This is a genomic window from Streptomyces sp. NPDC001515, assembly GCF_053597115.1.
The window spans coordinates 33130-56436 of the sequence record NZ_JBSFHN010000021.1 but is presented as its reverse complement, the minus strand read 5'-3'; the positions used below and the strand labels follow the sequence as shown (position 1 = coordinate 56436).

Genomic DNA, 23307 nt, shown 5'->3' with positions numbered 1-23307 from the left:
CAACGGGGTCGCGTCACCAGTCCCGAGGGGGCGCGTAGTCCCGCCGCTGGGTGTGGAACGAGGCCGGATCGGCGTGGGTGCCGAACCGGGGCACCTGGCGCCGGGCCGGGGCGCCGGGGGCCCGCGCGGCCGCCGGATCGTCCCAGTCGGGCGTGCCCATGACGACCAGCGGATCGAACATCACGACGACGGCGGCGAGCAGCAGGAAGCAGACCGGCCCGATCAGCAGGGGCACGAGGACCGAGCCCGCGCTGTCGCCCGCGGCGGGGGCGGCGGAGGACGCGGCGGGGTGGAGGTGGACCCGGAGCGCCGCCATCCCGGTGTAGTGCATGCCGCTGACCGCGACGCCCATGACCACGGCGGCGCCGAGGCTGGGCAGGAAGCCGTGGATGGAGACGGCGGCCCAGAGCGCGGCGGTGGCGGCGACCACGGCGACGACCACGGAGAGCGACACGGTGAACGTGTCGTACTCGAACCGCCCATCAAGCCGCATGCCCGCCATGCCGAGGTAGTGCATGGAGGCCACACCGAGTCCGGTGATCGTGCCTCCCGTCACCAGGGCCATCGGGGTGGCGCCGCGGTACCCGACCAGGAAGATCCCCACACCGACCATGACGATCGCGACCGCGAGGCCGGCGAAGGTGATCGGCTTGTCGTAGCCGATCGTCGTCTCCTCGACGGTGAACCCCACCATCGCGATGAAGTGCATCGTCCAGATGCCCGACCCTATGGAGGTCGCCCCGAGAGCGAGCCAGCCGGCCTTGAAGGAGCGTTCGGTACGCAGGGAGCGGGTGGTGCACCGCAGGCCCAGGGCGGCGCCGAGGCAGGCCATGAGAAAGGCGGCCACGGGGGTGACCGCCCCATAGCCGAAACCGTCGACAGTGCCCTGCATGTTCGTACGCCCTTCGCAGTAGCCCGGGTTCGGACGACCTTAAGGCGCAGGGCCCGGCAAACAAACAGAAGAGCTGCATTTTATCGGCCGGGGCGGTGGTCGGTGACCCGGTCCCCGTGCCCCGTTCATGTTGTGGCCACGCTTCTCCGGTCCCCCGTTCGGCGGCGACTGGGACCCTCGGGCCGTCGTCGTCGCGACGGCCGTCCGCCCTTCCGACGCAAGGAGTCCACGTGTACGCAGGCACCCCCACCGCCTCCGTCGCCGTCGCCGCCCTGCTGGGCGCCGGAACGCTGCTGATGTCCGCCGCGCTGACCGGTGCGCCGGGCCCTGACACCACTGGGGCGCGCCGCCCCGTCCCCGTGGCGCACACCGCCCCCGGCACCGGGGTCGGGACGGTGGGCGACCCGTCCCGGCGCCCGGGCGGCGCCCCGGTCGTCATCGCCCACCGGGGTGCTTCGGCCTACGCCCCGGAGAACACCCTGGCGGCCGTGGACCGGGCCGACGCCCTGGGGTTCGACTGGGTGGAGAACGACGTCCAGCTCACCCGGGACGGGGTGCCGGTCGTCGTCCACGACACCGCTCTGGAGCGCACCACGGACGCCGAGGAGGTCTTCCCGGACCGCTCCCCCTGGGCGGTCGCGGACTTCACGGCGGCGGAGATCGCCCGGCTGGACGCGGGGAGCTGGTTCGGCGCGCGGTTCGCCGGGGCCCGGGTGCCCACGCTCCGGCAGTACCTGCGGCGCCTCACGGAGAACGGGCAGAACCTGCTGCTGGAGATCAAGAGCCCGGAGCGCTACCCGGGCATCGAGGACGCGACCCTGGCGGTCCTGGGCCAGGAGGGGTGGCTGGACGCCCCGCACGTCCGCGACCGGCTGGTGGTCCAGAGCTTCGACGCGGACAGCGTCCGTACGGTGCACGCGCGGCGCCCCGACATCGTCACGGGGGTGCTGGGGGCCCCGCCGAGGGAGGAGCTGCCCGCGTACGCGCGGTTCACGGACCGGATCAATCCCTCGCACTCCTCGCTGACCGCCGGCTATGTGGCGGCGGTGCACGCGCTGAAGGGGCCGCACGGCATCCCGCTCCAGGTCGACGCCTGGACGGTCAACGACGCGCGGGCGGCGCTCCGCGTGAGCGGATTCGGTGTGGACGGCATCATCACCAACGCCCCCGACGTGGTGCGCGAGGCGACGACCACCGGCTGATCCGGGGCCGGCCACCGGGCGTTGTCAGTGGGCGGCCGTACGGTGGGGGCCATGAACAGCAACGGGGGCGTGAACGGCAGCGGGGTCGTCGAGTGGGCCGTCGTCGACAGCGACATCGGCCCGCTGATGCTGGCCGCGACCGATGCCGGGCTGGTGGCCGTGGTCTTCCACGCCCGGCCCCCGGTGCGGGACCGGATGGTGGAGCGGCTGCGGGCCCGGCTGGGCGCCGAGCCCGTGGAGGCGCCCGGATCGGCCCGGCTGGCCGAGCCGATACGCCAGCTCGCGGCGTACTTCGCGGGGACGCTGCGGGAGTTCTCCCTCGATCTGGACTGGTCGCTCACCGGCGGCTTCAACCGCCAGGTCCTGCGCGAACTGGCGACGGGCGTGCCGTACGGCGCGGTCGCGGGGTACGGGGAGCTGGCCGAGCGGGTGGGGCAGCCCGGGGCCGCGCAGGCGGTCGGCGCGGCCATGGGGGCGAATCCGCTGCCCGTGGTCGTGCCGTGCCACCGGGTGGTGGAGAGCGACGGGGGTCTCGGGGGCTTCGGCGGCGGGCTGGAGACCAAGCGGCGGCTGCTGGCGCTGGAGGGCGTGCTGCCGCAGCCGCTGTTCTGACCCCGGGCCCACGATGGCGGGCCGTCCCGGACGCGCCGGCCGCCTCGCCCCGGCTGCGCACCAGCTGCACGGCGGCGCACACCCCCGAACGGCACGACCGGGTCGTCGAGGCCCTCGCCGCAGAGGTCCCGGCCGGCGGCGGGCAGCGGCGTACTCGTACGTGCGTGCGGGCTGGCACACTGCCTCGGTGACCCACACTCTCGACAGCTCCGGCGGGACGCTGCCCGCGCCGCCGGCCCCGGTGGCCGATCTGCCCGGACTGCGGCGCAGGACCACCGCCGTGCTCATCGCCGGACAGATACTCGGCGGCCTGGGCGTGCCGATCGGCATCGCCCTGGCACCTGTGCTCGCCACGGAGGTCAGCGGTTCCGAGGCGCTGTCGGGGCTGGCACCCACGGCGTCGGTGGCCGGGACGGCCCTGCTGTCGCTGCCCCTGGCCGCGCTGATGACCGCGCGGGGCCGGCGTCCCGGGCTCGTACTGGCGTATCTGATCGGTGCGCTCGGCGCGGGGCTCGTGGTGCTGGCGGCCGTGGTGGAGAACTTCCCGCTGCTGCTCATCGGCATGGCCGCGTTCGGCGCGGGCTCCTCCGCCAATCTCCAGGCCCGTTTCGCGGCGGCCGATCTGGCGGAGCCGGACCGGCGCGGCCGGGCGATCTCGACGGTCGTCTGGGCCACGACGATCGGCTCGGTGCTCGGGCCGAACATCGCGGCCCCGGCGGGCCGGGTCTTCCGGGGCGGCTCCGTGCCGGAGACAGCCGGCCCGTTCGTCTGGGCGGCCGGGATCTTCCTGCTGGCCGCGGTGGTGATCGCGGTGCTGCTGCGGCCCGATCCGCTGCTCACGGCGCGGGCCCTTGCACCCCGGGAGAGCGTGTCGCCCCGGGACCGTTCGCTGCGGGCCGGGATCGCGGCCGTCCGGGCCTCGCCGATGGCCCGGCTCGCCCTGGTCACCGTGGTCGTCTCGCACACCGCCATGGTGTCGATCATGGTGATGACCCCGGTGGACCTCGGGCACCACGGCGCGGACCTCCAGCTGATCGGCCTGGTGATCAGCGGCCACATCGCCGGGATGTACGCCTTCTCCCCGGTGATGGGCCGGCTGTCGGACCGCATCGGTCGGCCGGCCGTCATCGGCCTCGCGGTCGGGCTGTTCTCGCTGGCCGCGCTGCTGGCCGGGACGGCGGGCGACGCGCACGGCCGGACCGCGGCCGGGCTGTTCGTCCTGGGGCTCGGCTGGTCCGCGGGGATGATCGCCGGTTCGGCGCTGCTCACCGATTCCGTGCCGCAGCCCGCCCGCGCCGCCGTCCAGGGCCTGTCGGACCTCACGATGAACGCGGCGGCGGGCGTCGGCGGGGCGGTCGCCGGGGTGATCGTCTCCCGGGCGGGCTACGGCTGGCTCAATCTGGCGGGCGTCTGCCTGCTGCTGCCCATGGGCGCGCTGGCCCTGCACAGGTCGCTCGGCCGCTCCGGGTAGGGCGACGGCCGGTGCCGGCGGACCGGCGCCGGCGGCCGTCGCGGAGCCGCGTTCCCTCAGAGGCTGATGTGGTACGCCTTGCGCAGCGTCTCGTGGACGGTCCACGTCGTCCGGTCGCCCTCGCGCAGCACGCAGGCGTCGCCGGGGCCGATCTCCAGGGTGGCGCCGCCCTCGACCGCCACGGTGGCGCGTCCGCCGACGACCACGAACAGTTCGTCGGCCTCGGTGTCCGTGACGACGCCCGGCGTGATCTGCCAGATCCCGCGCACCTGCTTGCCGTCGGCCGACTCCCAGAGCACCTTGCCGGTGACCTCGGGGGTGCCCTCGATGATCTGGGACGGATCCAGCGGCTCCGGTTCCAGCTCGGCATCGGCGATGTGGACGGAGAACGACGCGGGGGCGTGATCATTTGTGGTCATGGCCGGTCACTTTAGCGATCGATTCAAAGGCTCCACCCCCGGGTCCGCCTTTCGACGCAGGGGCGCACCCCGGCGTGAGGGCTGAGCGTCGGACCGAACCGCCGCACGCCCGCGGACGTTTGAGCCCACCCCGCGTGCGACAGGGATGTGGACATGTCACAGACTGAGTCCTTCGATCCCGCCCCGTACGCCCCGGCCCTCTCCGCGGAGGTGCGGGCCGCTCTCGCCACGGACCGGCCGGTCGTCGCCCTGGAGTCGACGATCATCTCGCACGGTCTGCCCCGCCCCCGCAATCTGCGGGTCGCCGAGGAACTGGAGGCCGTCGTACGGTCGCACGGCGCCGTTCCCGCGACGATCGCCGTACTGGACGGCCGGGCCAGGATCGGCCTGGACAAGGCCCAGTTGGAGCGCGTGGCGGAGGACGAGGGGCTGCGCAAGCTCGGTCACCGGGACCTCGCCCCGGCACTGGCGAGCGGGGCCAGCGGGGCGACGACCGTCTCCGCGACCGCCTTTCTCGCGGCGCGGGCGGGGCTGCGCGTCTTCGCCACGGGCGGGCTCGGCGGGGTGCACCGGGGCTGGACGGAGACCCAGGACGAGTCCGCCGATCTGCGGCTGCTGGCGCGCACCCGGATCACCGTGGTCTGCGCGGGGGTGAAGTCGATCCTGGACGTGCCCGCCACGCTCCAGCGCCTGGAGACGCTGGGGGTCGGGGTGCTCGGCTACGGCACCGACCGTTTCCCCGGCTTCTATCTGAGCAGTTCCGGCGAACCGGTCGACTGGACGGTCCGCTCCCCCGAGGAGGTCGCCGAGGTGATGGCGGCCCAGGACGCGCTGGGCGGCCCGGCGTCCGCGCTGATCGTCGCGCATCCCGTACCGGAGGCGGAGCAGCTCGATCCCGCGCTCCACGACCGGGTGCTGGCCGAGGCGCTGGCGGCGTGCCGGGAGCGCGGCATCACGGGGCAGGCCGTCACCCCGTATCTGCTGGGCCATCTGGTGCGGGCGACGGGCGGGGCCTCGCTGGAGGCCAACCTGGCGGCGGTCCGCGGCAATGCGGCACTGGCCGCGCGGATCGCCGCGGCCCGCGCGGCCGCCCGATGACCAGCGGTTCCGGCGGCCTGCTCGTCGTCGGGGACGTGGTGACGGACGTGGTGGCGCGGCACGGGTCCGCGCTGGCGCGGGGGACGGACACGGTGGCCGGGATCCGGACCCGGGCGGGCGGCGCGGGGGCGAACGTCGCCTGCTGGGCGGCGCGTTCGGGTTGCCGGGACGTCCGGCTGCTGGCCCGCGCCGGGGCCGACTCGGCGGACTGGCACCGGGGGCTGCTCGCGCGGGCCGGGGTGCGGGAGCTGCTGACGGTGGACGCGGAGGCGCCGACGGGTACCGTCATCGCCCTGGTCGACGCGTCCGCCGAGCGCACCTTCCTCACCGACAGCGGGGCCTCGCTCCGCCTCTCCCCCGAGGACTGGTCGCCGTCGATGCTCGACGGCGTCGCCCGGCTCCACCTCTCCGGCTACCTCTTCTTCGCGCCGTCGAGCCGGGCCACGGCGCTGCTGGCGCTGCGGGAGGCGGTCCGGCGGGGCATTCCGGTGAGCGTCGACCCGGCGTCCACCGGGTTCCTGGCCCGGCTGGGGGTCGACCGGTTCCTGTCCCTGGTCGAGGGCGCCGGACTGCTGCTGCCCAACGCGGACGAGGCGCGGACGCTGACCGGGCTACCGGAACCGGCGGACGCCGCCGCCACGTTGAGCCGGCTCGTCGGGGAGGTCGTCGTCACGCTGGGCGAGGACGGTGCGCTGCTGGCCACGGCGGGGACGGTGACCGACCGCGTCCCGGGGAACCCGGCGGGGGCGGCGGTGGACTCGACGGGGGCCGGGGACGCCTTCACCGGCGCCTTCCTCGCGGCCCGGCTCGCGGGCGCCACCGGCCCGGAGGCCGCGGCGGCGGGGTGCCGGGCGGGGGCGGAGGCCGTCCTGACCGTGGGCGGCCGGCCGCCCCTTCCGCCCGACTGAGCACACGGGCGCACGCCGGGGGAAAGGAAGCCCGCAGGGACGGCGGGACCGCCCTCGCCCCCTCACCCGTCCTCCCGGTTCCGCACCCCCGTCCACGCCGGATGGTGCGGGTCGTCGGCGCGGACGACGGCGTCCGCGTGCTCGGCGGGCGCCACCTCGTCCTCGTACCGGGCGAAGGCGGGCAGTGTCCAGCGCTCGTCCTCGTCCGTGCGCCGGCGCAGCGCCCCCGCCGAGAGCCGGACGTGGACGCTCAGGTCGAAGGGGAACCAGTGCCCCAGCAGGAACGGCCCGTGCAGCACCAGCACGCCGCCCTCGGGCAGTTCGCGGTAGGCGCTGCGCGTGGCCCGGTCGGTCTGCGGGTCCCAGAGGTCGGGCAGGACGCGCCCGTCGCCGTCCGGCTCCAGCGGTCCGAAGACCTCGCGCCACAGCGCCCCGGTGTCGAACCAGCTGCCGTAGTACGAGTCCGGGTCGCTTCTGCCGTACTCGTACCGCAGGCTGGCCGGGCGCAGGAACCCCTCCGTGGACACCGTGAGCACGGAACGGCCGCGCAGCCGCAGCGCCTGGCCGACGGCGTCGGCCAGGTCTCCGGTGCGGGCGGCCGGGGCGCCGTCGACGGCCACCTTGAGCCAGGGCCCGCCGTCGGCCGGTGTCAGCGCCTCGGCGTGCGCGGCCAGCGCGTCGGCCAGCCGTTCCCGGGTGATCGCTTCGAATCGCACGCGCCCATCATGGCCTGCCGGCGGGGACGGTCCGGCGGCGGAACCTCGTGCTCCGCAGCCCTCCGGGACGTCCCGTCCGTCCCACGGGACGCTCCTGCCACCGAGAAACCTGGCCGCGCGCCACGCGTCCGTCTACGGTCGTCGTCATGGATCTCGCATTCGCCCGTTCGTTCGCCGCGACCTGGCAGGACGACTGGAACTCCCATGACCTGGAACGCATCCTGACGCACTACCACGAGGACGTGACCTTCAGCTCCCCGATGATCGCGCGGTTCACCGGGGACGCCTCGGGCACCGTGCGGGGCAAGGCCGCGCTGCGCGCGTACTGGGCGCGCGGGCTGGAACTGATCCCCGACCTGAAGTTCGAGGTGATGGACGTGCGGGCGAGCGTCGACACCCTCGTCATCGACTACCGCAACCAGATCGGCGGCCGGGTCTACGAGGTGCTGACCTTCCGCGACGGCCTGGTCAGCGCCGGTCTCGGGGCGTACGGGGAGACGCTCGCCCGCTGACGGGCCCGCACCGCCGCCCCGGACGCCCTTTCGCCGTACACCCTTTCGCCGTACGTCACTTCCGGGGGCCGCAGTCCGCCGCTTCGGCGTCGTCGGAGAGTTCACTGCCCTCGGGCAGCAGATACGTCACCCACAGGACGACGGGCTCGCGGCCCAGGTTCTGTCCGATGTGCCGGTGCTTGACGCCGGACGGTTCGATGAACGAGGTACCGGCGGGGCTCACCTCGACCGCGCAGTCGTCGAGGGTGCGGGTCAGCGTCCCCGACTTGACCACCGCGATCAGCTGGCCCCGGTGGGTGTGCCAGCCGGTGGAGCCGCCCGGCTCGATGGTGATGGTCCGGAAGGTGACGTCGGTCCGCCCCTTCGGCGTCTTCACCTTGAGCTTCCCCGCCGAGGTGCCTTCCGCCACCACGGTGCCGCTGACCCCGCTGCCGGGTGTCGCGACGGCCGACGCCGGCACCAGGCCGAGCGCCGCCACACAGCCCCCGACGACCAGTGCCGTGCCCAGCCGCCCCGGCCGGCCCCTCGTTCCGCTGCGCGTTCCCACGGGTCACTCCTCTGGCTCGTCGTCCCGGTCATCCCAAATGACCGGACACTACCCCGAGGCCCGTCGCTCGAATCACGCCATCACGCACGATGCTTTCCCGCCGCTCCCGGACATCCGTTCGCCTCAGTCGCCGCGCAGTGCGCCCGCCAGCGGCCCGTCGCCGGACACCTCGATGCGGCCGTCCTCGACGGCCTCCGCGAAGGTCAGTTCGCCCCGGCCCAGCGCCAGGCAGACCTCCGCGTCCAGCGCGATCCGGGCGTCGGCGCGGTCGGCCGGGCCGTCCCCGTACACCGGCTCACCGGCCGCCGGCCGCCCCGTACGGACATGGAACTCGCCCTCGTCCAGGTGCACGTCGACCACCCCGCCGACGGCCGCGACCCCCTCCAGGGCGCGGAGCAGCGGAAGCGCGAACCAGTGCGCCCGGACCGCGTCCGTGGGACGCCGCTCGGCGAGCGCGGGCGCCCCCCACTCGGCGAGCGCGGCGAGGACGGGCAGCAGTCCGTGGCCGCGCTCGGTGAGGGCGTAGACGGTGGCGGCGGCCGGCGGGGGCAGTTTGCGGCGGACGACGAGACCGCCCTGCTCCATGTCCTTCAGCCGCGAGGCGAGCACGTCCGTGCTCACGCCCGGCAGATCGGCGTGCAGATCGGTGTAGCGGCGCGGGCCCGCCAGCAGTTCACGGACGATCAGCAGGGTCCACCGGTCGCCGACCGCGTCCAGGGCCCGCGCGCCGGCGCAGAACTGGTCGTAACTCCGGCGGCGGGCCGGGCGGGTGGAGGGCTGTGGCTGACGTGGCATGCGACGCAGTCTAGACATGTTGTTGGACTTTCCAAGCCCGAGCTTGGTAAAACCAAGTATCGCAATCGGGTCGGGAGGCACGGCATGGAGTTCCGCCAGTCCAGCAAGCTCAACGAGGTCTGTTACGAGATCCGGGGCCCGGTCATCGAGCACGCCAACGCGCTGGAGGAGGCGGGCCACAGCGTGCTGCGCCTGAACACCGGCAATCCGGCGCTCTTCGGCTTCGAGGCGCCGGAGGAGATCGTCCAGGACATGATCCGGATGCTTCCGCAGGCGCATGGCTACACGGATTCGCGCGGCATCCTCTCGGCCCGCCGGGCCGTGGCGCAGCGCTATCAGGCCATGGGCCTGACCGATGTCGGCGTCGACGACGTCTTCCTCGGCAACGGGGTGTCCGAGCTGATCTCGATGGCGGTCCAGGGGCTGCTGGAGGACGGCGACGAGGTGCTGATCCCCTCCCCTGACTATCCGCTGTGGACGGCGGTGACGACGCTGGCCGGCGGGAGGGCCGTGCACTACACGTGCGACGAGTCGGCGGACTGGAACCCGGATCTGGCCGATATGGCCTCCAAGATCACCGACCGCACCCGTGCCGTCGTGATCATCAATCCGAACAACCCGACCGGAGCCGTCTATCCGCGCGAGATCCTGGAGGGCATCCTCGATCTGGCCCGCCGGCACGGTCTGATGGTGTTCGCCGACGAGATCTACGACCAGATCCTGTACGACGACGCCGAGCACCACAGCGTGGCCGTCCTCGCCCCCGATCTGGTCTGCCTCACCTTCAGCGGACTCTCCAAGACGTACCGCGTGGCCGGGTTCCGCTCCGGCTGGATGGTGGTGTCCGGTCCCCAGCAGCACGCGCGCAGCTATCTGGAGGGGCTGACGATGCTGGCCTCGATGCGGCTGTGCCCCAACGCGCCCGCGCAGTACGCGATCCAGGCGGCGCTCGGCGGCCGGCAGTCGATCCGGGAACTGGTGGCGCCCGGGGGCCGGCTCCACGAGCAGCGCGACCGGGCCTGGGAGAAGCTGAACGAGATACCCGGGGTCTCGTGCGTGAAGCCGAAGGGCGCGCTGTACGCCTTCCCGCGCATCGATCCGCAGGTGCATCCGATCGTCGACGACGAGAAGTTCGTCCTGGACCTGCTGCTGCGCGAGAAGATCCAGGTCGTCCAGGGCACCGGCTTCAACTGGCCGCGGCCCGACCACTTCCGGATCCTGACCCTGCCGCACGCCGACGACCTCGACGCGGCGATCAGCCGTATCGGACGCTTCCTGGCCGGATACCGGCAGTAGGCGGGGGCGGGGCGCCCGCGCGGCGGCCGGGAAAAAGGAGCGGACCCGGGGGCGTAGCCGGCCCCCGGGCCCTGTGATTGCCGCCTGATTCGCACGCCGGCACTTTTAAGGGTCCGTGTCAGGTTGATGTCGTCGCGTCCTGCCTTTAGACGACCGCGGACCGAAGCTCCACGGGCCGGAGTCGAACCGGCATCTCGACGCCCACGGGCACGGGCCCGATTGATCCGGCGATAGGCGGCGCATGCTGAATCTGGAGCAAGAGTCTGAGATTGATCGCGGCCCGCCTCTGCCAGTTGGGCCACCCCGGCCCGCATCCGTACGGGGTACGGAAGTGCCGGGGGGAGGACTCGAACCTCCAACCGCACCGCGTCGTCACGACAAACTTCAGTGTCAGCTTTGCGCTCCTCGCGCACCCCGGTGGTTTCGACAGCCACCGGGGAATCCATGGTCGGTCACCCGAACAGGTAACCGAAGACCGCGTCACCCACCCGTCGGTCCGTCACCTCCACACCGTTGGCCTCCTCGCGGGCGAACTTGACCGCCTGCTGGAGCTTCTCCACCCGGTCGAGCAGCTCGTTGATCCGCCGCGCGGGCAGGGCTCCGGAGAACTTCACCGTCGTCCAGTAACCGATCGGGACGTCCTCGTAGTAGACCTCGACCTGGGCCGGGTGCTTCTCGGTGGCCTCCGCCTTCACGTGGTTGCGGGGCACCTTCTTCGTCCGCAGGGTCCGCACCGGCTCGGTCTTCCAGGCGTCCGTCGACGGGTCCTGGCTCCACGCCTCGGAGGCGTCGAGCACCGGGAGCTTGCGCACGAAGGTGTTGAGGTCCGTGAGCTGCTTCTCCAGGAAGAGGAGGTACGAGACGGGGACCCCGCTCACCAGCACCCGTCCCTCGACGGTGATGTCGGCGCGGGCCTCGCAGTTCGCCCAGTCCTTCGTGGCGGTGACGTCGAAGAGCCGGGTCAGGGTCGCCGCGGTGTCCCGCAGCACGTCCTCGGCCTTGATCTGCACCAGCGTCGACTCGGGCGGAAGCTGCTCGCCCTCCTCGTCCTTCGGCTGGTACGTCCGGGAGATCCCGGCCAGCAGACCGGCCTTCTGGAGGCCGTGATGCGCCGCCGTCAGGTCCTGGTGAGCCTTGGACTTGACGCCCTTCTCCACTGCGATGATCTGATTGAGTTTCGCCACGTCGGGGACGCTAGCAAGGCCAACCGACGCCCCACCAACGGTTTTTCCCGCCCGATCGGGTGGATCGGCGTGCGCCGCCCCCGCCGCGGCGCCCTCGGGCCGGTGCGGCTTGCCACAGTGGGCCGCGCGCCCGCGCGCACCGCCCCGCACCCGGAACGAAGGGTTCCCCCATGCCCCGTCCCCGTCTCCTCCCCGGCACCGGAGTCCCGGCCGACAGCCGTCCCCGTACGCGCCACCGCACGGCGCTCGCCGCAGCCGCGGCCGGACTCGCGGTCCTGGCCGCCGGCACGCCCGTCGCGTACGCCACGCTGGGCGCCGACTCCCCCGCCGATCCCCGCCCGGCGACCTCGACCGCCTCGCGCGGCAAGGCGTACATCGAGACACGGCTGCTGTTCGGCACCGAACGACCGGACGGCGGCCCGGCCGTGACGGACCGCCAGTTCATGGCCTTCGTCGACGCGGAGGTCACCCCGCGCTTCCCCGACGGACTGACCGTCCAGGACGGCCGGGGCCAGTGGCGGGACTCGCACGGCGTCGTCGAACGGGAACGCAGCTATGAACTGACGCTGCTCTACCCGGCCTCCGAGGCGCGGCAGCGCGATCCGCAGATCGAGCGGATCCGCACCGCCTACGAGGAGGCGTACGCGCAGGATTCGGTGGCCCGGCTGGAGGAGCGCACGACGGTCGACTTCTGAGCCCCGGGCGAGCCGGCCGCCGCCGCGCCCGCCCGCCCGCATCCGGGCGACCGGCCCCGTCAGGCGGCCCCTCCGCGTCGCCGACCCCGTCAGGCACCCCGGCCGCGTCGCCGGCCCCGTCAGGCGTTCCCGCCGCGCGGTCCGCTCAGCACGCGGGCCGCGGCGTGCGCCCCCAGGACCGCGACCGGCAGGAGCGCCAGCCCGGCCGCGCTCCGGCCCCCGCCGACCTCGACACCGGCCGCCCGGAGCCGGCGCAGCGCCCAGAGGGAGTACGGGACGACGACGGTCGGCGCGGTGGCGACGCCGGGGGTGTAGCCGCCGTACGCCGCCGACTGCGCCAGGTGGACCGCCCCGTGCACGCCGAAACCGACCAGGACGCCGCCGAAGAGCGGGCTGCGTCCGCCGGTGCGTGCCCCGTCCGCCGCGGCCACGGCGATCAGGCAGCCCATCAGGCCGATGGCCGTGGTGATCTCGCGCCGGCCGAGGTCGGTGCGCCGCCAGATCCGCTCGGGCACCCAGGGCAGGCGCTTCCTGAGCTCGGGCCGCGCGGTGCGCAGCCAGCCCGCCATCGTGGCGATCTCCTCCAGGTCGTTGGCCGCCCAGGCGGCCAGCAGTCCCCAGGTCACCGCCCCGGACACCGGTGCTCCCGCACGTTCCGTCATGGGTACCCCCTCGGTCGTTCCCACGGCGCTCCCGCTCCGGCCACGGGGCCGGGCGGCACCGCCGAAAGCACATAATGCAACGCAACGTCGCGTTGCATTTCTTGGAGGCACCATGCCGGACCAGACCGCCCGCCAGCGCCCGGACAAGGTCCCGGACAAAGGCCCCCGGGCCGCCGGGGCGATCCACGACGCCACGCTGCGCCTGCTCGCCGAGCGCGGGTACGCCGGGCTGACGATCGAGGCCGTCGCCCAGGAGGCCGGGGTCAACAAGACGACGATCTACCGGTGGTGGCCGTCGAAGGCCCCCCTGCTGCGGGCCGCGCTGCTGCGCTCCCGGGCACTGGACGTCTCGGTGCCCGACACGGGCTCGCTGCGGGGCGATCTGATCGCCCTCACCGAACAGATCGTGGCGCTGGTGACGGGGGCGCGCACCCAGGCGCTCGTCCGGGCCATGACGGCGGGGTCGGGGCTCCCCGACGACGAACTCGCCGCCCTGACCCGCGACTTCTTCGCCGACCGCTTCTCCCGCGAGCGGCCGGTGTTCGCGCGGGCCGTCGCACGCGGCGAACTCCCCCCGGACACCGACCCGATGCTGCTGCTCGACCTGATCGCCGGGGCCGTCTGGATGCGGGCCCTGCTGCGCAACCTGCCCGTACCCCCGGATTTCGCGACGTCCGTCGTGGACGCGGTGCTCCCCGCCCGGCCCGCCGGCTGAACCATCGGGTACTGTGCCGCCTCCGGTGCCGGGGGGCACCGGACGTCGACGAACAAGGAGCAGGCCGCATGGGCGCGCCCGTACGACAGTTCACCGCGACGACCGAGCGGGGGGAGGTCTTCACGGTCAACCTGGAACGCGACTTCCGGTACGACCCGTACCGTGACTTCCTCGTCTGCGCGCACTGCGACTGGGCGCCCTCGATGCTGACGACACGGCGGCTCGACGCCATGGCCGGGGAGCATCTGGCCGACGCCCACGGCGCGGGCGGGGCGCTCGTCCAGCAGGAGGACCCGTCCTTCCGCACGGCCCGGCTGATCGTGCTGCCCCTCGTCGCGGTGCTGCTGATCGTGCTGCTGGTCGTCGCGAGCGGCTGACGGGACACGCCCGGCGCGCCGGGCGGCTCAGCCGGCGCCGGTCAGTTCCAGGAGCGCGCCCACCGGGTCGGCGGCCGGGGCGGCTCGGGGCCACCATGCCTCCGCGCCCGGTTCGGACTCGTAGCCGTACCACCGGCCGTCGTGCCCGTAGCGGAGCTGGAGGGTGCCGCCGGGGTGGGTGAGGTGATTGTGCCACGGCTGGAAGCGGGGCCAGCCGGCCGCCGCGAGGGCGGGGCGGGCCCGGTCGAAGGGTCCGGCCGGGGGGTCCCAGGGCGTTTCCAGAACGGCGAGGCCCTCGGGACCGCCCTGCCTCCAGGCGGCGACGGCGCGGGCCAGATCGGTGGTGGTGCGGCCGGTGGCGGAGGCCAGCTCGCGGTAGAGGGCGCGGGTGGTGACGGTGAGTCCGGCCGTGGGGCGGGCCGCCGCGTGCCGGACGGCGTCCTGCCAGGCGGTGAGCCCGGCGACCGGGTCGGTGCCGGTGGTGAGCAGGGCGTGGGCCCGCTCGGCGGCGTCGGTGGCCAGCTGGTCGAGCCCGAGGGGGTCCCGGGCGCCCGGCAGCTCCGGATAGGCGGGCGGGCGGCCCGGATGGGGGTCCGCCGGGAAGGGTGCGGGCAGCGGCGGCAGGAAGCGGTCGGCGTACGCCTCGTCGGCGGGCACGGAGGGGGCGTCGGGCGCGGCGGGCCGTTCCCGCGCGGAGAGTGCCGCGTTGCGGTGGCCCAGGTCCGCGAGGATCTCGCGCTCGCCCCGGCCGCGCAGCAGCAGGAGGACGAACGGATCGGCGTCCAGCAGCCGGGCCGTCTGGTAGCAGAGGGCCGCCACGTGCTTGCAGGGCCGGCCGCGGTCGGGGCAGGTGCAGGTGGGGTCCAGATCGCCGGCCTCGGGGAGCAGCGCGATGCCCTGGGCGGCGGCCGTGTCCGCCAGGGAGTGCGGCATCTCCTTGGCGAGCAGGGCGGCGAGGTGCCCCGGGCGCTCGGCCACCGCGCCGAGGAAGGTCTCCCAGTCGGGATCGCCGAGGGTGCGCAGCCGCAGCTCCGCGCGGTAGGGGCGGGGGCGGCTGCCGTGCACGTACGCGACGACACGGCCCGGGGTGACGGTGATCGCGGCGACGTTCCCGCTGTCCGCGTACGCGCGCCCCCGGGCCAGTCTCGGGCCGTCCGTCGAGCGGGACTCCAGGGCCGTCACCCAGGCCCGGCCCCACCAGCTGTCCGCGAACGGCTCGTCGTCCCCGGTGGTGCGGGCGGGCACGGCCTCGAAGGTGCGCCGCAGATCGTCGGGGCCGGGCCGGGGGCGGACGGCGGGCGGACGGGGACTCATGACGGCCTCCGGAGGGAGACGAGGTCGGCCAGGTCGCGGTCGCTCAGCTCGGTCAGGGCGGCCTCCCCGCCGCCGAGCACGGCGTCGGCGAGGGCCCGTTTGGCGAGCAGCATCTCGCCGATGCGGTCCTCGACGGTGCCCTCGGCGATGAGCCGGTGCACCTGGACGGGCTGGGTCTGGCCGATGCGGTAGGCCCGGTCGGTGGCCTGTTCCTCCACCGCCGGGTTCCACCAGCGGTCGTAGTGGATGACATGGGAGGCGCGGGTGAGGTTGAGTCCGGTGCCCGCGGCCTTGAGGGAGAGCAGGAAGACGGGCACCTCGCCCTCCTGGAAGCGGTCCACCATCCGCTCGCGCTCGGCCACCGGCGTTCCCCCGTGCAGGAGCTGGGAGGGGATCGCGCGGGCGGCGAGATGCGCGGAGAGCAGCCGGGCCATCGTCACGTACTGGGTGAAGACGAGCACGGAGCCGTCCTCGGCGAGGATCGTGTCGAGCAGTTCGTCGAGGAGGGCGAGCTTTCCGGAGCGTCCGGAGAGCCGGGCCGGGTCCTCCTTCAGATACTGCGCGGGGTGGTTGCAGATCTGCTTGAGCGAGGCGAGCAGCTTCATGATCAGGCCGCGCCGGGCGATGCCCTCGGACGCCTCGATGTACGCCATGGTCTCGCGGACCGTGGCCTCGTAGAGCGTGGCCTGCTCCCGGGTGAGGAAGACCGGGTGGTCGGTCTCCGTCTTGGGCGGCAGCTCCGGGGCGATACCGGGGTCGGACTTGCGGCGGCGCAGCAGGAAGGGGCGGACCAGCCGGGAGAGCCGTTCGACCGCTTCGTCGTTGGCGAAGCCGGCGGCGGTGCCGGTGTTCTCGGCCGTACGCGCGTGGCGGGCGCGGAATGCCTTGAGGGGGCCGAGGAGTCCGGGGGTGGTCCAGTCGAGGAGCGCCCAGAGCTCGGAGAGGTTGTTCTCGACGGGGGTGCCGGTGAGGGCGACACGGGCCGGGGACGGGAGGGTGCGCAGCGCCTTGGCGGTGGAGGAGTGCGGGTTCTTCACGTGCTGGGCCTCGTCGGCGACGATCAGCCCCCAGCGGTGGGCGGCCAGCTCGGCGGCGCTGGAGCGCATCGTGCCGTACGTGGTAAGGACGAAGCCGGCGTCGGCCCCGGCGAGGCTGCGGCCGGTGCCGTGGAAGCGGCGGACGGGGACGCCGGGGGCGAAGCGGTTGATCTCCCGGTGCCAGTTGCCCAGCAGGGAGGCGGGGCAGACGACCAGGGTGGGGGCGGGGTGGGCGCGGTGGAGGTGGAGGGCGATGAGGGTGATCGTCTTGCCGAGGCCCATGTCGTCCGCGAGGCAGCCGCCGAGGCCGAGCGAGGTCATCCGGTCCAGCCAGGCCAGGCCGCGCAGCTGGTAGTCGCGCAGCGTGGCGGCGAGGCCGGGCGGCGGCGCGATCGTGGCGGTGTCGTCGGTGATCCGGGCGCGCAGCTCGGCCAGGGCGCCGATGGGCACCGCCTCGACCTGCTCGCCGTCCACCTCGGCGGTGCCGGTCAGGGCGACGGCGAGGGCGTCCACCGGGTCCAGCAGGCCCAGCCCTCGTTTGCGCGCCTTGCGGACGAGCGCGGGATCGACGACGACCCACTGGTCCCGCAGCCGGACGACGGGGCGGTGGGCCTCGGCGAGCACGTCCATCTCCGCCTCGGTGAGCTTCTGGTCCCCGAGGGAGAGCTGCCAGTCGAAGGAGAACAGCTGTTCGGCGTCGAAGAACGCGGTGCCGTCGGTGGCGGATCCGGGGGCGGGGCGCACGACGGCCGCCGCGGTGAGGGAACGGGCCAGCTCCCTGGGCCAGTGGATGTGGACCCCGGCCGCCGCGAGCCGTGCCCCGGCCGCGCCCAGCAGGTCCTGGAGCTCGTCCTCGGCGAGGGCCAGGACGTCGGGGACGGGCTGTTCCAGCAGCCGTTCGAGCGGGGGCCAGACGCGGGCGGCGCGGCGCAGCGCGAGGACGGCGTCGATCCGGGACCGGGGGCCGAAGGGCTCGCCCGCGGTGCCGTTCCACAGGGCCGCGGCATCGATGACGTAGGTGGGGTCGGCGAGGCTGTGCACCTGGGTGACGGCCGCCCCGGCGTGCCGGGCGGGGGCGGGAACGGCTCCGCCGCCTGCGTGCTCCGGGGCGTCGGCCGTCCCGGGGGCCGGGGTGGTGTCGAAGAGTTCGTAGGCCGAGAGGTCCAGGCGCAGCGACACCCGTACGCCCGCGTCGAGCCCGGAGGCGACCTCCACGGCCCATTCCCGGGCGCCGGGCAGCTGCCGGCCCTCGCGGGCGGCGAAGGGGGCGCCCATGGCGAACGCGGCGGCGGGGGTGCGGGGCAGGGTGTCGGCGACCGCGTCGAGGAAGGCGGAGACCAGCGCCTCGGGCTCGGGGAGGCGCAGCGGGGAGCGGCCCGGGACGGGCACGGCGTGGCCCTCGGGGGGCAGGGCCGCCGCGACGGCGCGCAGATGGGCGACGTCGTCGGCGTCGCGCGGTCCGGCGCGCCAGGCGTCGTGGTCGTCGGCCGTCAGTCCGGGGAGGAGGCGGCCCCGGGAGACCAGATGGAGCGCGTGCAGCGCGGCGGCGCCCCAGCAGCGGGCGGCCGGGTGGGCGGAGCGCAGATGGCGGGCGCGGACCAGCAGCGGCAGGGCCTCCGCGACCGGCACGAGCAGCGCGGGCACGGTGTCGGCGCGCGGGCCGCCCGTGCCGTCAGGGCGGCGGACGACCGTGATCTCGGCGGTCCGGACACCCGAGCCGTCCGCCTCGGCGGGCCCGCCCTCGTCGGCGCGCGCGTCCCAGATGCCGTCCGGGTCCGCCGGCGGATGCCCCTCGGGGTCCCAGAACGCGACGAGGCCCCGGCGCGGGAGCGGATCGGGCAGGAAGACGGGGGCGCAGCGCAGCAGCCGGGCCACGGCCGCGTCCCGCGACGACGGTGCGGTGTCCATCCTGCCTCCCCTCCCCATCCTGCCGGGCCCGCCGGGCCCGTACGCCTCGGCCTCCGTGCCTGGTCAGCGCGGACGCCCTCGGAATCACTCCGACTCCGGCGAGTCTAGGCGGGGGGTCCGACAACGCTGCGGCCGCCGCCGGACCCGCAGCTCGTACGGGACCGGCGGCGACTGGGTCCCGGCCGCTCAGTGGCTGACCAGCGGAGGCTTCGCGGGGCCGCCGGTCGCGGGGCCGGCCCCGTTCGCGGAAGAGGAGGAGGTGGTGGCCGGGGAGCCGGACGGTTCCGGTTCCGGCTCCGTCGCGGCACGGGCCGGCTGCGGTTCCGCCGTCCGCTCCGGGTCCGACCCCGGCGCCTGCCCGTCCTTCGGCCCGGGTTCCGGCCCGTCCGTCGGCCCGGGGGTCCGCCCGTCGCCGGCCGGGGCCACCGCCTGAGGCGGTCCGGACGGGGTCTGTGCCTGCTGGGCCCGTTCCAGGAAGCGCAGCAGCTCCACCGGGAACGGCAGCACCAGCGTGGAGTTCTTCTCCGCCGCCACGGCCACCACGGTCTGCAGCAGCCTGAGCTGGAGGGCCGCCGGCTGCTCGGACATCTCGGACGCCGCCTCGGCCAGCTTCCTGGACGCCTGGAGCTCCGCGTCGGCGTTGATCACCCGGGCCCGCCGCTCACGGTCGGCCTCGGCCTGCCGCGCCATGGACCGCTTCATGGTCTCCGGCAGCGAGACGTCCTTGATCTCGACCCGGTCGATCTGCACGCCCCAGCCGACGGCCGGGGAGTCGATCATCAGCTCCAGGCCCTGGTTGAGCTTCTCTCGGTTGGAGAGCAGATCGTCCAGATCGCTCTTGCCGATGATGGAGCGCAGCGAGGTCTGGGCCATCTGCGAGACGGCGAAGCGGTAGTCCTCCACGGCGACGACCGCGCTCGCCGGGTCGACCACCTTGAAGTAGATGACCGCGTCCACCCGCACGGTGACGTTGTCGCGGGTGATGCCGTCCTGGGCCGGCACCGGCATGGTGACGATCTGCATGTTGACCTTGCGGAGCCGGTCGATGCCGGGGACCAGCATGGTGAACCCGGGTCCGCGCACATCGTCGCGGAGCCGCCCCAGCCGGAGCACCACGCCTCGTTCGTACTGCTTGACGACGCGGGCCGCCGCGGCCGTGTACACCGCGGCCGCCGCGAGGACCGCGATCACCGCGATCAGGAGCACCTGGACCATGACGGCCCCCTGCCAGCCGGAGGAACCGGCACACCGGAGGTACCGGAACGTCTGCCTCACGCCCTCTCGGGCCTAATACCACGGTATGCCCCATACGGACAGCGGGCGAACGGCTGCCCGGACCGCCGTCCCCCGCCCGGCGGCCTCCCGGATGCCGGGCCCGCCGGCAGCGGGCAGGGTGACCAGCGTCAGCACGTCCCGCCGTGGCGCACGGGGGGCGTGACGGAGTGCGTACGGATGAGCCGGACGAGACAGACGAGGAACCGCCCATGCCCGTGATCGACCACCGCCGCCGCCGTCTCGGCGTCGCCGCCCAGGCCGTGCTCCTCACCCTCACCGTCGCCGGCTGCTCGGGCCTCGGCCGGACCGCGGTCGGGCCGGTCACCTACACGACGGAACGGGATGCCGTGATCATGGTGAACAGCCCCTCGGTGAAGGGCTGCCACCGGATCCTGCCGGGTGCCAAGGAGGTCTCCAACGGCACCCTGATCGACATCATCCTGTATCGCACACGGGACTGCACCGGGCCGGGCACGACCTATCTCGCGACCACGTTCTCCGACGTGAAGGCGCCCAGCGCGCTGCCCTGGCGCAGCTTCAGCACCGTCCACTGACCCCCGCCGCCGGGCACGCCCCGGGGCCGTGTCACACGGGCACGGCGCGCACCCACACCCCGTCCGGTGTCAGACAGCGGTCCACCCGCAGGCCGGCCGTCTCCAGATGGCCCTCGAACTCCTCCCGTGTCAGGGGGCGCGCGAGGAAGGTCTGGGTCCACCGGGCGTCCTCGAAGTCGTACTCCGCGCGCACCGAGCGCACCCCGTCGCCGACCGGCTCCGAGGAGACGATCCGGACGGTGTACCCGGCGGGGTGGATCCGCTCGCGCGGCAGGTCCGCGTGGTAGTCCTCGCCCTCGCGCTGGAGGAGGACCACGCCGCCGTCGCGCACATATCGGCGGCAGGTGCGCAGCAGCCCGTCCCGGACGAGGGGGTCGCCCGCGTGCACCAGGAACGAGGCCAGCATCACCACGTCGAAGGTCTCGTCGCCGAGGTCGAGGGATTCGATGGGGGCGCACACCGTCCGGGCCCCGCGCACCCGCTCCAGCATTGCCGCCGACTCGTCCACGGCCGTGACGTCGAAGCCGCGCGCGACCAGTGGGTGGGTGACGCGGCCGGCTCCGCAGCCCAGTTCGAGAATGCGCGCGCCGGGCGGGACCGCCGCGGCGATGACGTCGGGCTCGTCGCCGACGGCCAGGCGCGCGTACAACTCGACGGCGCAGCCGTCCGGGGTGATGTCCCCGGGGCCCGTCCCTGAATACCCCTCACGTACCAGTCGTCCGCTCATACCAGGCCGAACGAACGGTCGACCGAGGCCGTTCCCGACCGGGTGCCGCGTCCCCCGAAGGGGTGCTTCCGCCGGGCGCTACACGGAACGGCGGGCGACCAGGGCCGCGTTGAGGTGCTGGAGGTCGGCGGGGCGGGCCGGGGAGAGACCGGTCAGGCCGCCGATGCGGCGGATCCGGTAGTCGACCGTGTTGGGGTGGACGTGCAGGGCGGCGGCAGCCGCCCTGCGGTCCAGGCCGTGGGCGAGGTACGTCTCCAGGGTGTGGAGCAGTTCGGGCTTGGCCTCCAGCGGGGAGAGCAGTCTGGCCAGTCCGTCGAGGGCCTCGCTGGGACGGCTCAACTGGTACTCCAGCAGGACGTCGTCGAGCCGGTAGAGGCCCGCCGGCCGTCCGGTGCGGGCGACGAGGCCGACGATCTCCGCGTTGCGGGCCACGGCCGCGGGCACCCCCTCGGGCGCGACGGTCTCCGCCGCCGCCGTGACGGGGACCCCGGCCGCGAGGGCGGCCTCCTCGACCAGCTCGCACAGCCCGCCCGGCCCGTTCCAGGGCGGCGGTTCGGCCACCGGCAGAAGCACGGTGCCGCCGCCCGCGTCGAGCGCCGTCAGCGCCGGGACGCCGCAGAACCGGTCCAGGGCGGTGCGGATGCGCCGGATCTTGCGCCGGGCCGCCACATCGGCCCCGGAGCCGGGGGTCTGTCCGCGCTCGTCGTCGTGCGGGGCCAGGGCGAGCGTCATCGTCAGATAGCGGGCGGCGGGCCGCAGCCCGGTGCGCCGGGTGAAGCGGTCCAGGTCCTCGCCCGCGAGCAGCGCCGCCATCAGGGCGTGCCGGCCGCCGTGCTCCTGGCTGTCCAGGATCTGCCGGGCCTCCAGGTAGGCACCGCTCACGGCGGAGGTCAGCTGCTGCTGGAGGACCATGATGCGGTCCATGATCTCCAGCACGGCGGGGAGGTCCCCGGGCCCCGCGTCCCGGGCCGTCTCCTCCCAGCACATGGCGATCCCCACCTGGTAGGCGGTGAGGATGGCGTCCAGGGGGACGCCCTCCTCGGCGCGCTGGGCGGAGGAGTCGCGCTGCTGGGCGAGTTCGGCGTCGGTGGCCGGTCTGCGCTGCTCGACGACGTCCGCGAAGAGGCGCAGATTGTGCTGGACGATGTCCGCGATGTCGCCCGCGATCTCCTCGTGGGGCAGTTCCGCGTAGACCGGCAGATCGCTCAGGAGCCGGGCGACGACCCGGGCGGTCAGGGCGGGGACCCGGGCCCGCAGCCGGCCCGCCACCGGATGCCCGCCGATGCGCAGCGGGAGCGGCTCCGCCCCCCGCCGGGCCCCGGGCCCGCCCGCGCGGCAGGACCGCTCGTTGTCACGCGTCACAAAAGCCCCCGGGGAAGTCTGCGTTACCCACCAGTTAAACGACGGCGTTCGAGTCTGCATGATGACCGGCGACACACGCCATGCCCCGCCCGCCCCACACCGGAGGACGCCGTGAACCAGTCGTACAGCAAAGCATTCTGTCGGATCGTCAGAAGCCGTGGCGCACGGCTGTCGGTCGCGGCGGCGGCCCTGGCCGGACTGGCGGTCGGCACCGGGGCGCCGGGGGCCTCGGCGGCCACCGACGACGCCGTGTCGTACGTCGCGCTCGGCGACTCGATGGCCTCCGGGCCGCTGATCCCGGACATCACCGGGCCGGTCGCCTGCGGGCGTTCCACGCACAACTACGCGCACGAACTGGCCGCGAGCATCGGGGCGTCGCTGCGCGACGTCACGTGCAGCGGGGCCAAGTCCAAGCACATGACGGAGAAGCAGTCGCTCTCGCTGCTGGACATCCCGATGGGTTCGGCGCCCCCGCAGTTCGACGCGCTGCGCGCCGACACCGATCTGGTGACCCTGACGATCGGCGGGAACGACGCCGGTCTCGTCGGCATCGCACAGGACTGCATGCAGCTCGACCCCACCGCCGCCCCCTGCAAGGACAAGCTGACCGAGGGCGGCGTCGACCAGGTGGCCCAGCGCATCGCGGAGTTCGGGCCGCGCCTCGGAGCCGTACTGGACGGGATCCACCAGCGCTCGCCGCAGGCCCGGGTCCTCGTCACGGGGTACGGCCTCTACATCAAGCCGGGCGGCTGCTGGCCGTTGCAGCCTGTGCTCCCGGTGGACGCCGACTACCTCCAGGGCAGCGTCGACCGGATGAACGCGGTGATCGCGGAGCAGAGCGCCGCGCACCGCGCCGAGTACATCGACGTGGCCACGCCCAGCAAGGGCCACGACGCCTGCCAGGCGCCCGCCGACCGGTGGGTCGAGGGCTATGTGCCGACCGCCCTGGCCGCGCCGCTGCACCCGAACAAGCAGGGTGAGGCCGCCTACGCGCGGATCATCGGCGCGCACCTCCAGGGGAGCTGACCC

Annotated in this window: 24 protein-coding genes; 12 read left to right on the top strand and 12 right to left on the bottom strand. The window is 74.2% G+C overall.

Features of this window, described 5'->3' with window-relative positions; all coding sequences use genetic code 11:
* Window positions 1–13: 13 nt before the first annotated feature.
* Complete coding sequence (locus tag ACWCXC_RS22505; RefSeq protein WP_450681069.1) at window positions 14–892, bottom strand: MHYT domain-containing protein; 879 nt, start codon at window positions 890–892, stop codon at window positions 14–16.
* A gap of 230 nt (window positions 893–1122) precedes the next feature.
* Between ACWCXC_RS22505 and ACWCXC_RS22500 the strand changes: the two genes are divergently transcribed.
* The 3 genes from ACWCXC_RS22500 to ACWCXC_RS22490 all read left to right on the top strand — a co-directional run bounded on the left by ACWCXC_RS22500 (window position 1123) and on the right by ACWCXC_RS22490 (window position 4177).
* Window positions 1123–2094, top strand: coding sequence for a glycerophosphodiester phosphodiesterase (locus tag ACWCXC_RS22500; RefSeq protein WP_450890361.1), 972 nt, complete (start codon window positions 1123–1125; stop codon window positions 2092–2094).
* A 51-nt stretch (window positions 2095–2145) separates the two neighbouring features.
* On the top strand, window positions 2146–2706 hold the full coding sequence (locus ACWCXC_RS22495) for a methylated-DNA--[protein]-cysteine S-methyltransferase (RefSeq protein ID WP_450681067.1): 561 nt from the start codon (window positions 2146–2148) through the stop codon (window positions 2704–2706).
* Between the two features lie 187 nt (window positions 2707–2893).
* Window positions 2894–4177 carry an MFS transporter gene (locus tag ACWCXC_RS22490; protein ID WP_450681066.1) on the top strand — a complete coding sequence of 428 codons (1284 nt, stop codon included), beginning with the start codon at window positions 2894–2896 and terminating at the stop codon, window positions 4175–4177.
* Window positions 4178–4233: 56 nt separating this feature from the next.
* Here the strand turns inward: ACWCXC_RS22490 and ACWCXC_RS22485 are convergent, their stop codons facing one another.
* Entirely contained in the window at window positions 4234–4596 is a 363-nt protein-coding gene (locus ACWCXC_RS22485; protein ID WP_450681065.1) for a cupin domain-containing protein, read from the bottom strand.
* Window positions 4597–4749: 153 nt separating this feature from the next.
* Here ACWCXC_RS22485 and ACWCXC_RS22480 point away from each other — a divergent pair, with 153 nt between their 5' ends.
* Window positions 4750–5694, top strand: coding sequence for a pseudouridine-5'-phosphate glycosidase (locus tag ACWCXC_RS22480; protein ID WP_450890360.1), 945 nt, complete (start codon window positions 4750–4752; stop codon window positions 5692–5694).
* Complete coding sequence (locus ACWCXC_RS22475; protein WP_450681063.1) at window positions 5691–6602, top strand: carbohydrate kinase family protein; 912 nt, start codon at window positions 5691–5693, stop codon at window positions 6600–6602. The genes ACWCXC_RS22480 and ACWCXC_RS22475 overlap by 4 nt, the downstream gene beginning before the upstream one ends.
* A gap of 62 nt (window positions 6603–6664) precedes the next feature.
* Here the strand turns inward: ACWCXC_RS22475 and ACWCXC_RS22470 are convergent, their stop codons facing one another.
* Complete coding sequence (locus ACWCXC_RS22470; RefSeq protein ID WP_450890359.1) at window positions 6665–7318, bottom strand: uridine kinase; 654 nt, start codon at window positions 7316–7318, stop codon at window positions 6665–6667.
* 146 nt (window positions 7319–7464) lie between these two features.
* Between ACWCXC_RS22470 and ACWCXC_RS22465 the strand changes: the two genes are divergently transcribed.
* Complete coding sequence (locus ACWCXC_RS22465; RefSeq protein WP_450681061.1) at window positions 7465–7830, top strand: nuclear transport factor 2 family protein; 366 nt, start codon at window positions 7465–7467, stop codon at window positions 7828–7830.
* 55 nt (window positions 7831–7885) lie between these two features.
* On the opposite strand, the gene ACWCXC_RS22460 is transcribed toward ACWCXC_RS22465, so the two are convergent.
* Together ACWCXC_RS22460 and ACWCXC_RS22455 are read right to left on the bottom strand one after the other, a co-directional pair.
* Window positions 7886–8377 carry a cupin domain-containing protein gene (locus ACWCXC_RS22460; RefSeq protein WP_450890358.1) on the bottom strand — a complete coding sequence of 164 codons (492 nt, stop codon included), beginning with the start codon at window positions 8375–8377 and terminating at the stop codon, window positions 7886–7888.
* 123 nt (window positions 8378–8500) lie between these two features.
* Window positions 8501–9172 carry a winged helix-turn-helix transcriptional regulator gene (locus ACWCXC_RS22455; protein WP_450890357.1) on the bottom strand — a complete coding sequence of 224 codons (672 nt, stop codon included), beginning with the start codon at window positions 9170–9172 and terminating at the stop codon, window positions 8501–8503.
* A gap of 84 nt (window positions 9173–9256) precedes the next feature.
* Here ACWCXC_RS22455 and ACWCXC_RS22450 point away from each other — a divergent pair, with 84 nt between their 5' ends.
* Complete coding sequence (locus tag ACWCXC_RS22450; protein WP_450681058.1) at window positions 9257–10468, top strand: pyridoxal phosphate-dependent aminotransferase; 1212 nt, start codon at window positions 9257–9259, stop codon at window positions 10466–10468.
* Window positions 10469–10920: 452 nt separating this feature from the next.
* Here the strand turns inward: ACWCXC_RS22450 and ACWCXC_RS22445 are convergent, their stop codons facing one another.
* Complete coding sequence (locus ACWCXC_RS22445) at window positions 10921–11652, bottom strand: DUF7873 family protein (RefSeq protein ID WP_450681057.1); 732 nt, start codon at window positions 11650–11652, stop codon at window positions 10921–10923.
* A gap of 170 nt (window positions 11653–11822) precedes the next feature.
* Between ACWCXC_RS22445 and ACWCXC_RS22440 the strand changes: the two genes are divergently transcribed.
* Window positions 11823–12347 carry a DUF3574 domain-containing protein gene (locus ACWCXC_RS22440; protein ID WP_450681056.1) on the top strand — a complete coding sequence of 175 codons (525 nt, stop codon included), beginning with the start codon at window positions 11823–11825 and terminating at the stop codon, window positions 12345–12347.
* Between the two features lie 119 nt (window positions 12348–12466).
* On the opposite strand, the gene ACWCXC_RS22435 is transcribed toward ACWCXC_RS22440, so the two are convergent.
* Window positions 12467–13009, bottom strand: a complete 543-nt coding sequence (locus ACWCXC_RS22435; RefSeq protein ID WP_450890356.1) for an HXXEE domain-containing protein — start codon at window positions 13007–13009, stop codon at window positions 12467–12469.
* Between the two features lie 112 nt (window positions 13010–13121).
* Here ACWCXC_RS22435 and ACWCXC_RS22430 point away from each other — a divergent pair, with 112 nt between their 5' ends.
* Window positions 13122–13724, top strand: a complete 603-nt coding sequence (locus ACWCXC_RS22430) for a TetR/AcrR family transcriptional regulator (protein ID WP_450890355.1) — start codon at window positions 13122–13124, stop codon at window positions 13722–13724.
* Window positions 13725–13792: 68 nt separating this feature from the next.
* Entirely contained in the window at window positions 13793–14101 is a 309-nt protein-coding gene (locus ACWCXC_RS22425; protein WP_450681053.1) for a hypothetical protein, read from the top strand.
* Window positions 14102–14128: 27 nt separating this feature from the next.
* Here ACWCXC_RS22425 and ACWCXC_RS22420 read toward each other — a convergent pair whose 3' ends face one another.
* The 3 genes from ACWCXC_RS22420 to ACWCXC_RS22410 all read right to left on the bottom strand — a co-directional run bounded on the left by ACWCXC_RS22420 (window position 14129) and on the right by ACWCXC_RS22410 (window position 19575).
* Window positions 14129–15415 (bottom strand): SWIM zinc finger family protein, encoded by a 1287-nt coding sequence (locus ACWCXC_RS22420; RefSeq protein WP_450681052.1) that lies wholly within the window; start codon window positions 15413–15415, stop codon window positions 14129–14131.
* Entirely contained in the window at window positions 15412–18360 is a 2949-nt protein-coding gene (locus tag ACWCXC_RS22415) for an SNF2-related protein (protein WP_450681051.1), read from the bottom strand. Before ACWCXC_RS22415 ends, ACWCXC_RS22420 begins: the two co-directional genes overlap by 4 nt.
* A 186-nt stretch (window positions 18361–18546) precedes the next feature.
* Window positions 18547–19575, bottom strand: coding sequence for an SPFH domain-containing protein (locus ACWCXC_RS22410; RefSeq protein ID WP_450890354.1), 1029 nt, complete (start codon window positions 19573–19575; stop codon window positions 18547–18549).
* A 269-nt stretch (window positions 19576–19844) separates the two neighbouring features.
* Between ACWCXC_RS22410 and ACWCXC_RS22405 the strand changes: the two genes are divergently transcribed.
* Complete coding sequence (locus tag ACWCXC_RS22405) at window positions 19845–20189, top strand: hypothetical protein (RefSeq protein WP_450681049.1); 345 nt, start codon at window positions 19845–19847, stop codon at window positions 20187–20189.
* 31 nt (window positions 20190–20220) lie between these two features.
* Here the strand turns inward: ACWCXC_RS22405 and ACWCXC_RS22400 are convergent, their stop codons facing one another.
* Window positions 20221–20916 (bottom strand): class I SAM-dependent methyltransferase, encoded by a 696-nt coding sequence (locus ACWCXC_RS22400; RefSeq protein WP_450681048.1) that lies wholly within the window; start codon window positions 20914–20916, stop codon window positions 20221–20223.
* A 78-nt stretch (window positions 20917–20994) separates the two neighbouring features.
* Window positions 20995–22206 (bottom strand): PucR family transcriptional regulator, encoded by a 1212-nt coding sequence (locus ACWCXC_RS22395; RefSeq protein WP_450681080.1) that lies wholly within the window; start codon window positions 22204–22206, stop codon window positions 20995–20997.
* A 183-nt stretch (window positions 22207–22389) separates the two neighbouring features.
* Between ACWCXC_RS22395 and ACWCXC_RS22390 the strand changes: the two genes are divergently transcribed.
* Entirely contained in the window at window positions 22390–23304 is a 915-nt protein-coding gene (locus ACWCXC_RS22390; protein ID WP_450681047.1) for an SGNH/GDSL hydrolase family protein, read from the top strand.
* Window positions 23305–23307: the final 3 nt, after the last annotated feature.

Coding starts and splice junctions, on each gene's coding strand:
- ACWCXC_RS22410 (WP_450890354.1), bottom strand. CDS start 19,575: ATGGTCCAGGTGCTCCTGATCGCGGTGATCGCGGTCCTCGCGGCGGCC.
- ACWCXC_RS22400 (WP_450681048.1), bottom strand. CDS start 20,916: ATGAGCGGACGACTGGTACGTGAGGGGTATTCAGGGACGGGCCCCGGG.
- ACWCXC_RS22440 (WP_450681056.1), top strand. CDS start 11,823: ATGCCCCGTCCCCGTCTCCTCCCCGGCACCGGAGTCCCGGCCGACAGC.
- ACWCXC_RS22475 (WP_450681063.1), top strand. CDS start 5,691: ATGACCAGCGGTTCCGGCGGCCTGCTCGTCGTCGGGGACGTGGTGACG.
- ACWCXC_RS22450 (WP_450681058.1), top strand. CDS start 9,257: ATGGAGTTCCGCCAGTCCAGCAAGCTCAACGAGGTCTGTTACGAGATC.
- ACWCXC_RS22405 (WP_450681049.1), top strand. CDS start 19,845: ATGCCCGTGATCGACCACCGCCGCCGCCGTCTCGGCGTCGCCGCCCAG.
- ACWCXC_RS22415 (WP_450681051.1), bottom strand. CDS start 18,360: ATGGACACCGCACCGTCGTCGCGGGACGCGGCCGTGGCCCGGCTGCTG.
- ACWCXC_RS22420 (WP_450681052.1), bottom strand. CDS start 15,415: ATGAGTCCCCGTCCGCCCGCCGTCCGCCCCCGGCCCGGCCCCGACGAT.
- ACWCXC_RS22480 (WP_450890360.1), top strand. CDS start 4,750: ATGTCACAGACTGAGTCCTTCGATCCCGCCCCGTACGCCCCGGCCCTC.
- ACWCXC_RS22465 (WP_450681061.1), top strand. CDS start 7,465: ATGGATCTCGCATTCGCCCGTTCGTTCGCCGCGACCTGGCAGGACGAC.
- ACWCXC_RS22430 (WP_450890355.1), top strand. CDS start 13,122: ATGCCGGACCAGACCGCCCGCCAGCGCCCGGACAAGGTCCCGGACAAA.
- ACWCXC_RS22495 (WP_450681067.1), top strand. CDS start 2,146: ATGAACAGCAACGGGGGCGTGAACGGCAGCGGGGTCGTCGAGTGGGCC.
- ACWCXC_RS22485 (WP_450681065.1), bottom strand. CDS start 4,596: ATGACCACAAATGATCACGCCCCCGCGTCGTTCTCCGTCCACATCGCC.
- ACWCXC_RS22455 (WP_450890357.1), bottom strand. CDS start 9,172: ATGCCACGTCAGCCACAGCCCTCCACCCGCCCGGCCCGCCGCCGGAGT.
- ACWCXC_RS22425 (WP_450681053.1), top strand. CDS start 13,793: ATGGGCGCGCCCGTACGACAGTTCACCGCGACGACCGAGCGGGGGGAG.
- ACWCXC_RS22435 (WP_450890356.1), bottom strand. CDS start 13,009: ATGACGGAACGTGCGGGAGCACCGGTGTCCGGGGCGGTGACCTGGGGA.
- ACWCXC_RS22505 (WP_450681069.1), bottom strand. CDS start 892: ATGCAGGGCACTGTCGACGGTTTCGGCTATGGGGCGGTCACCCCCGTG.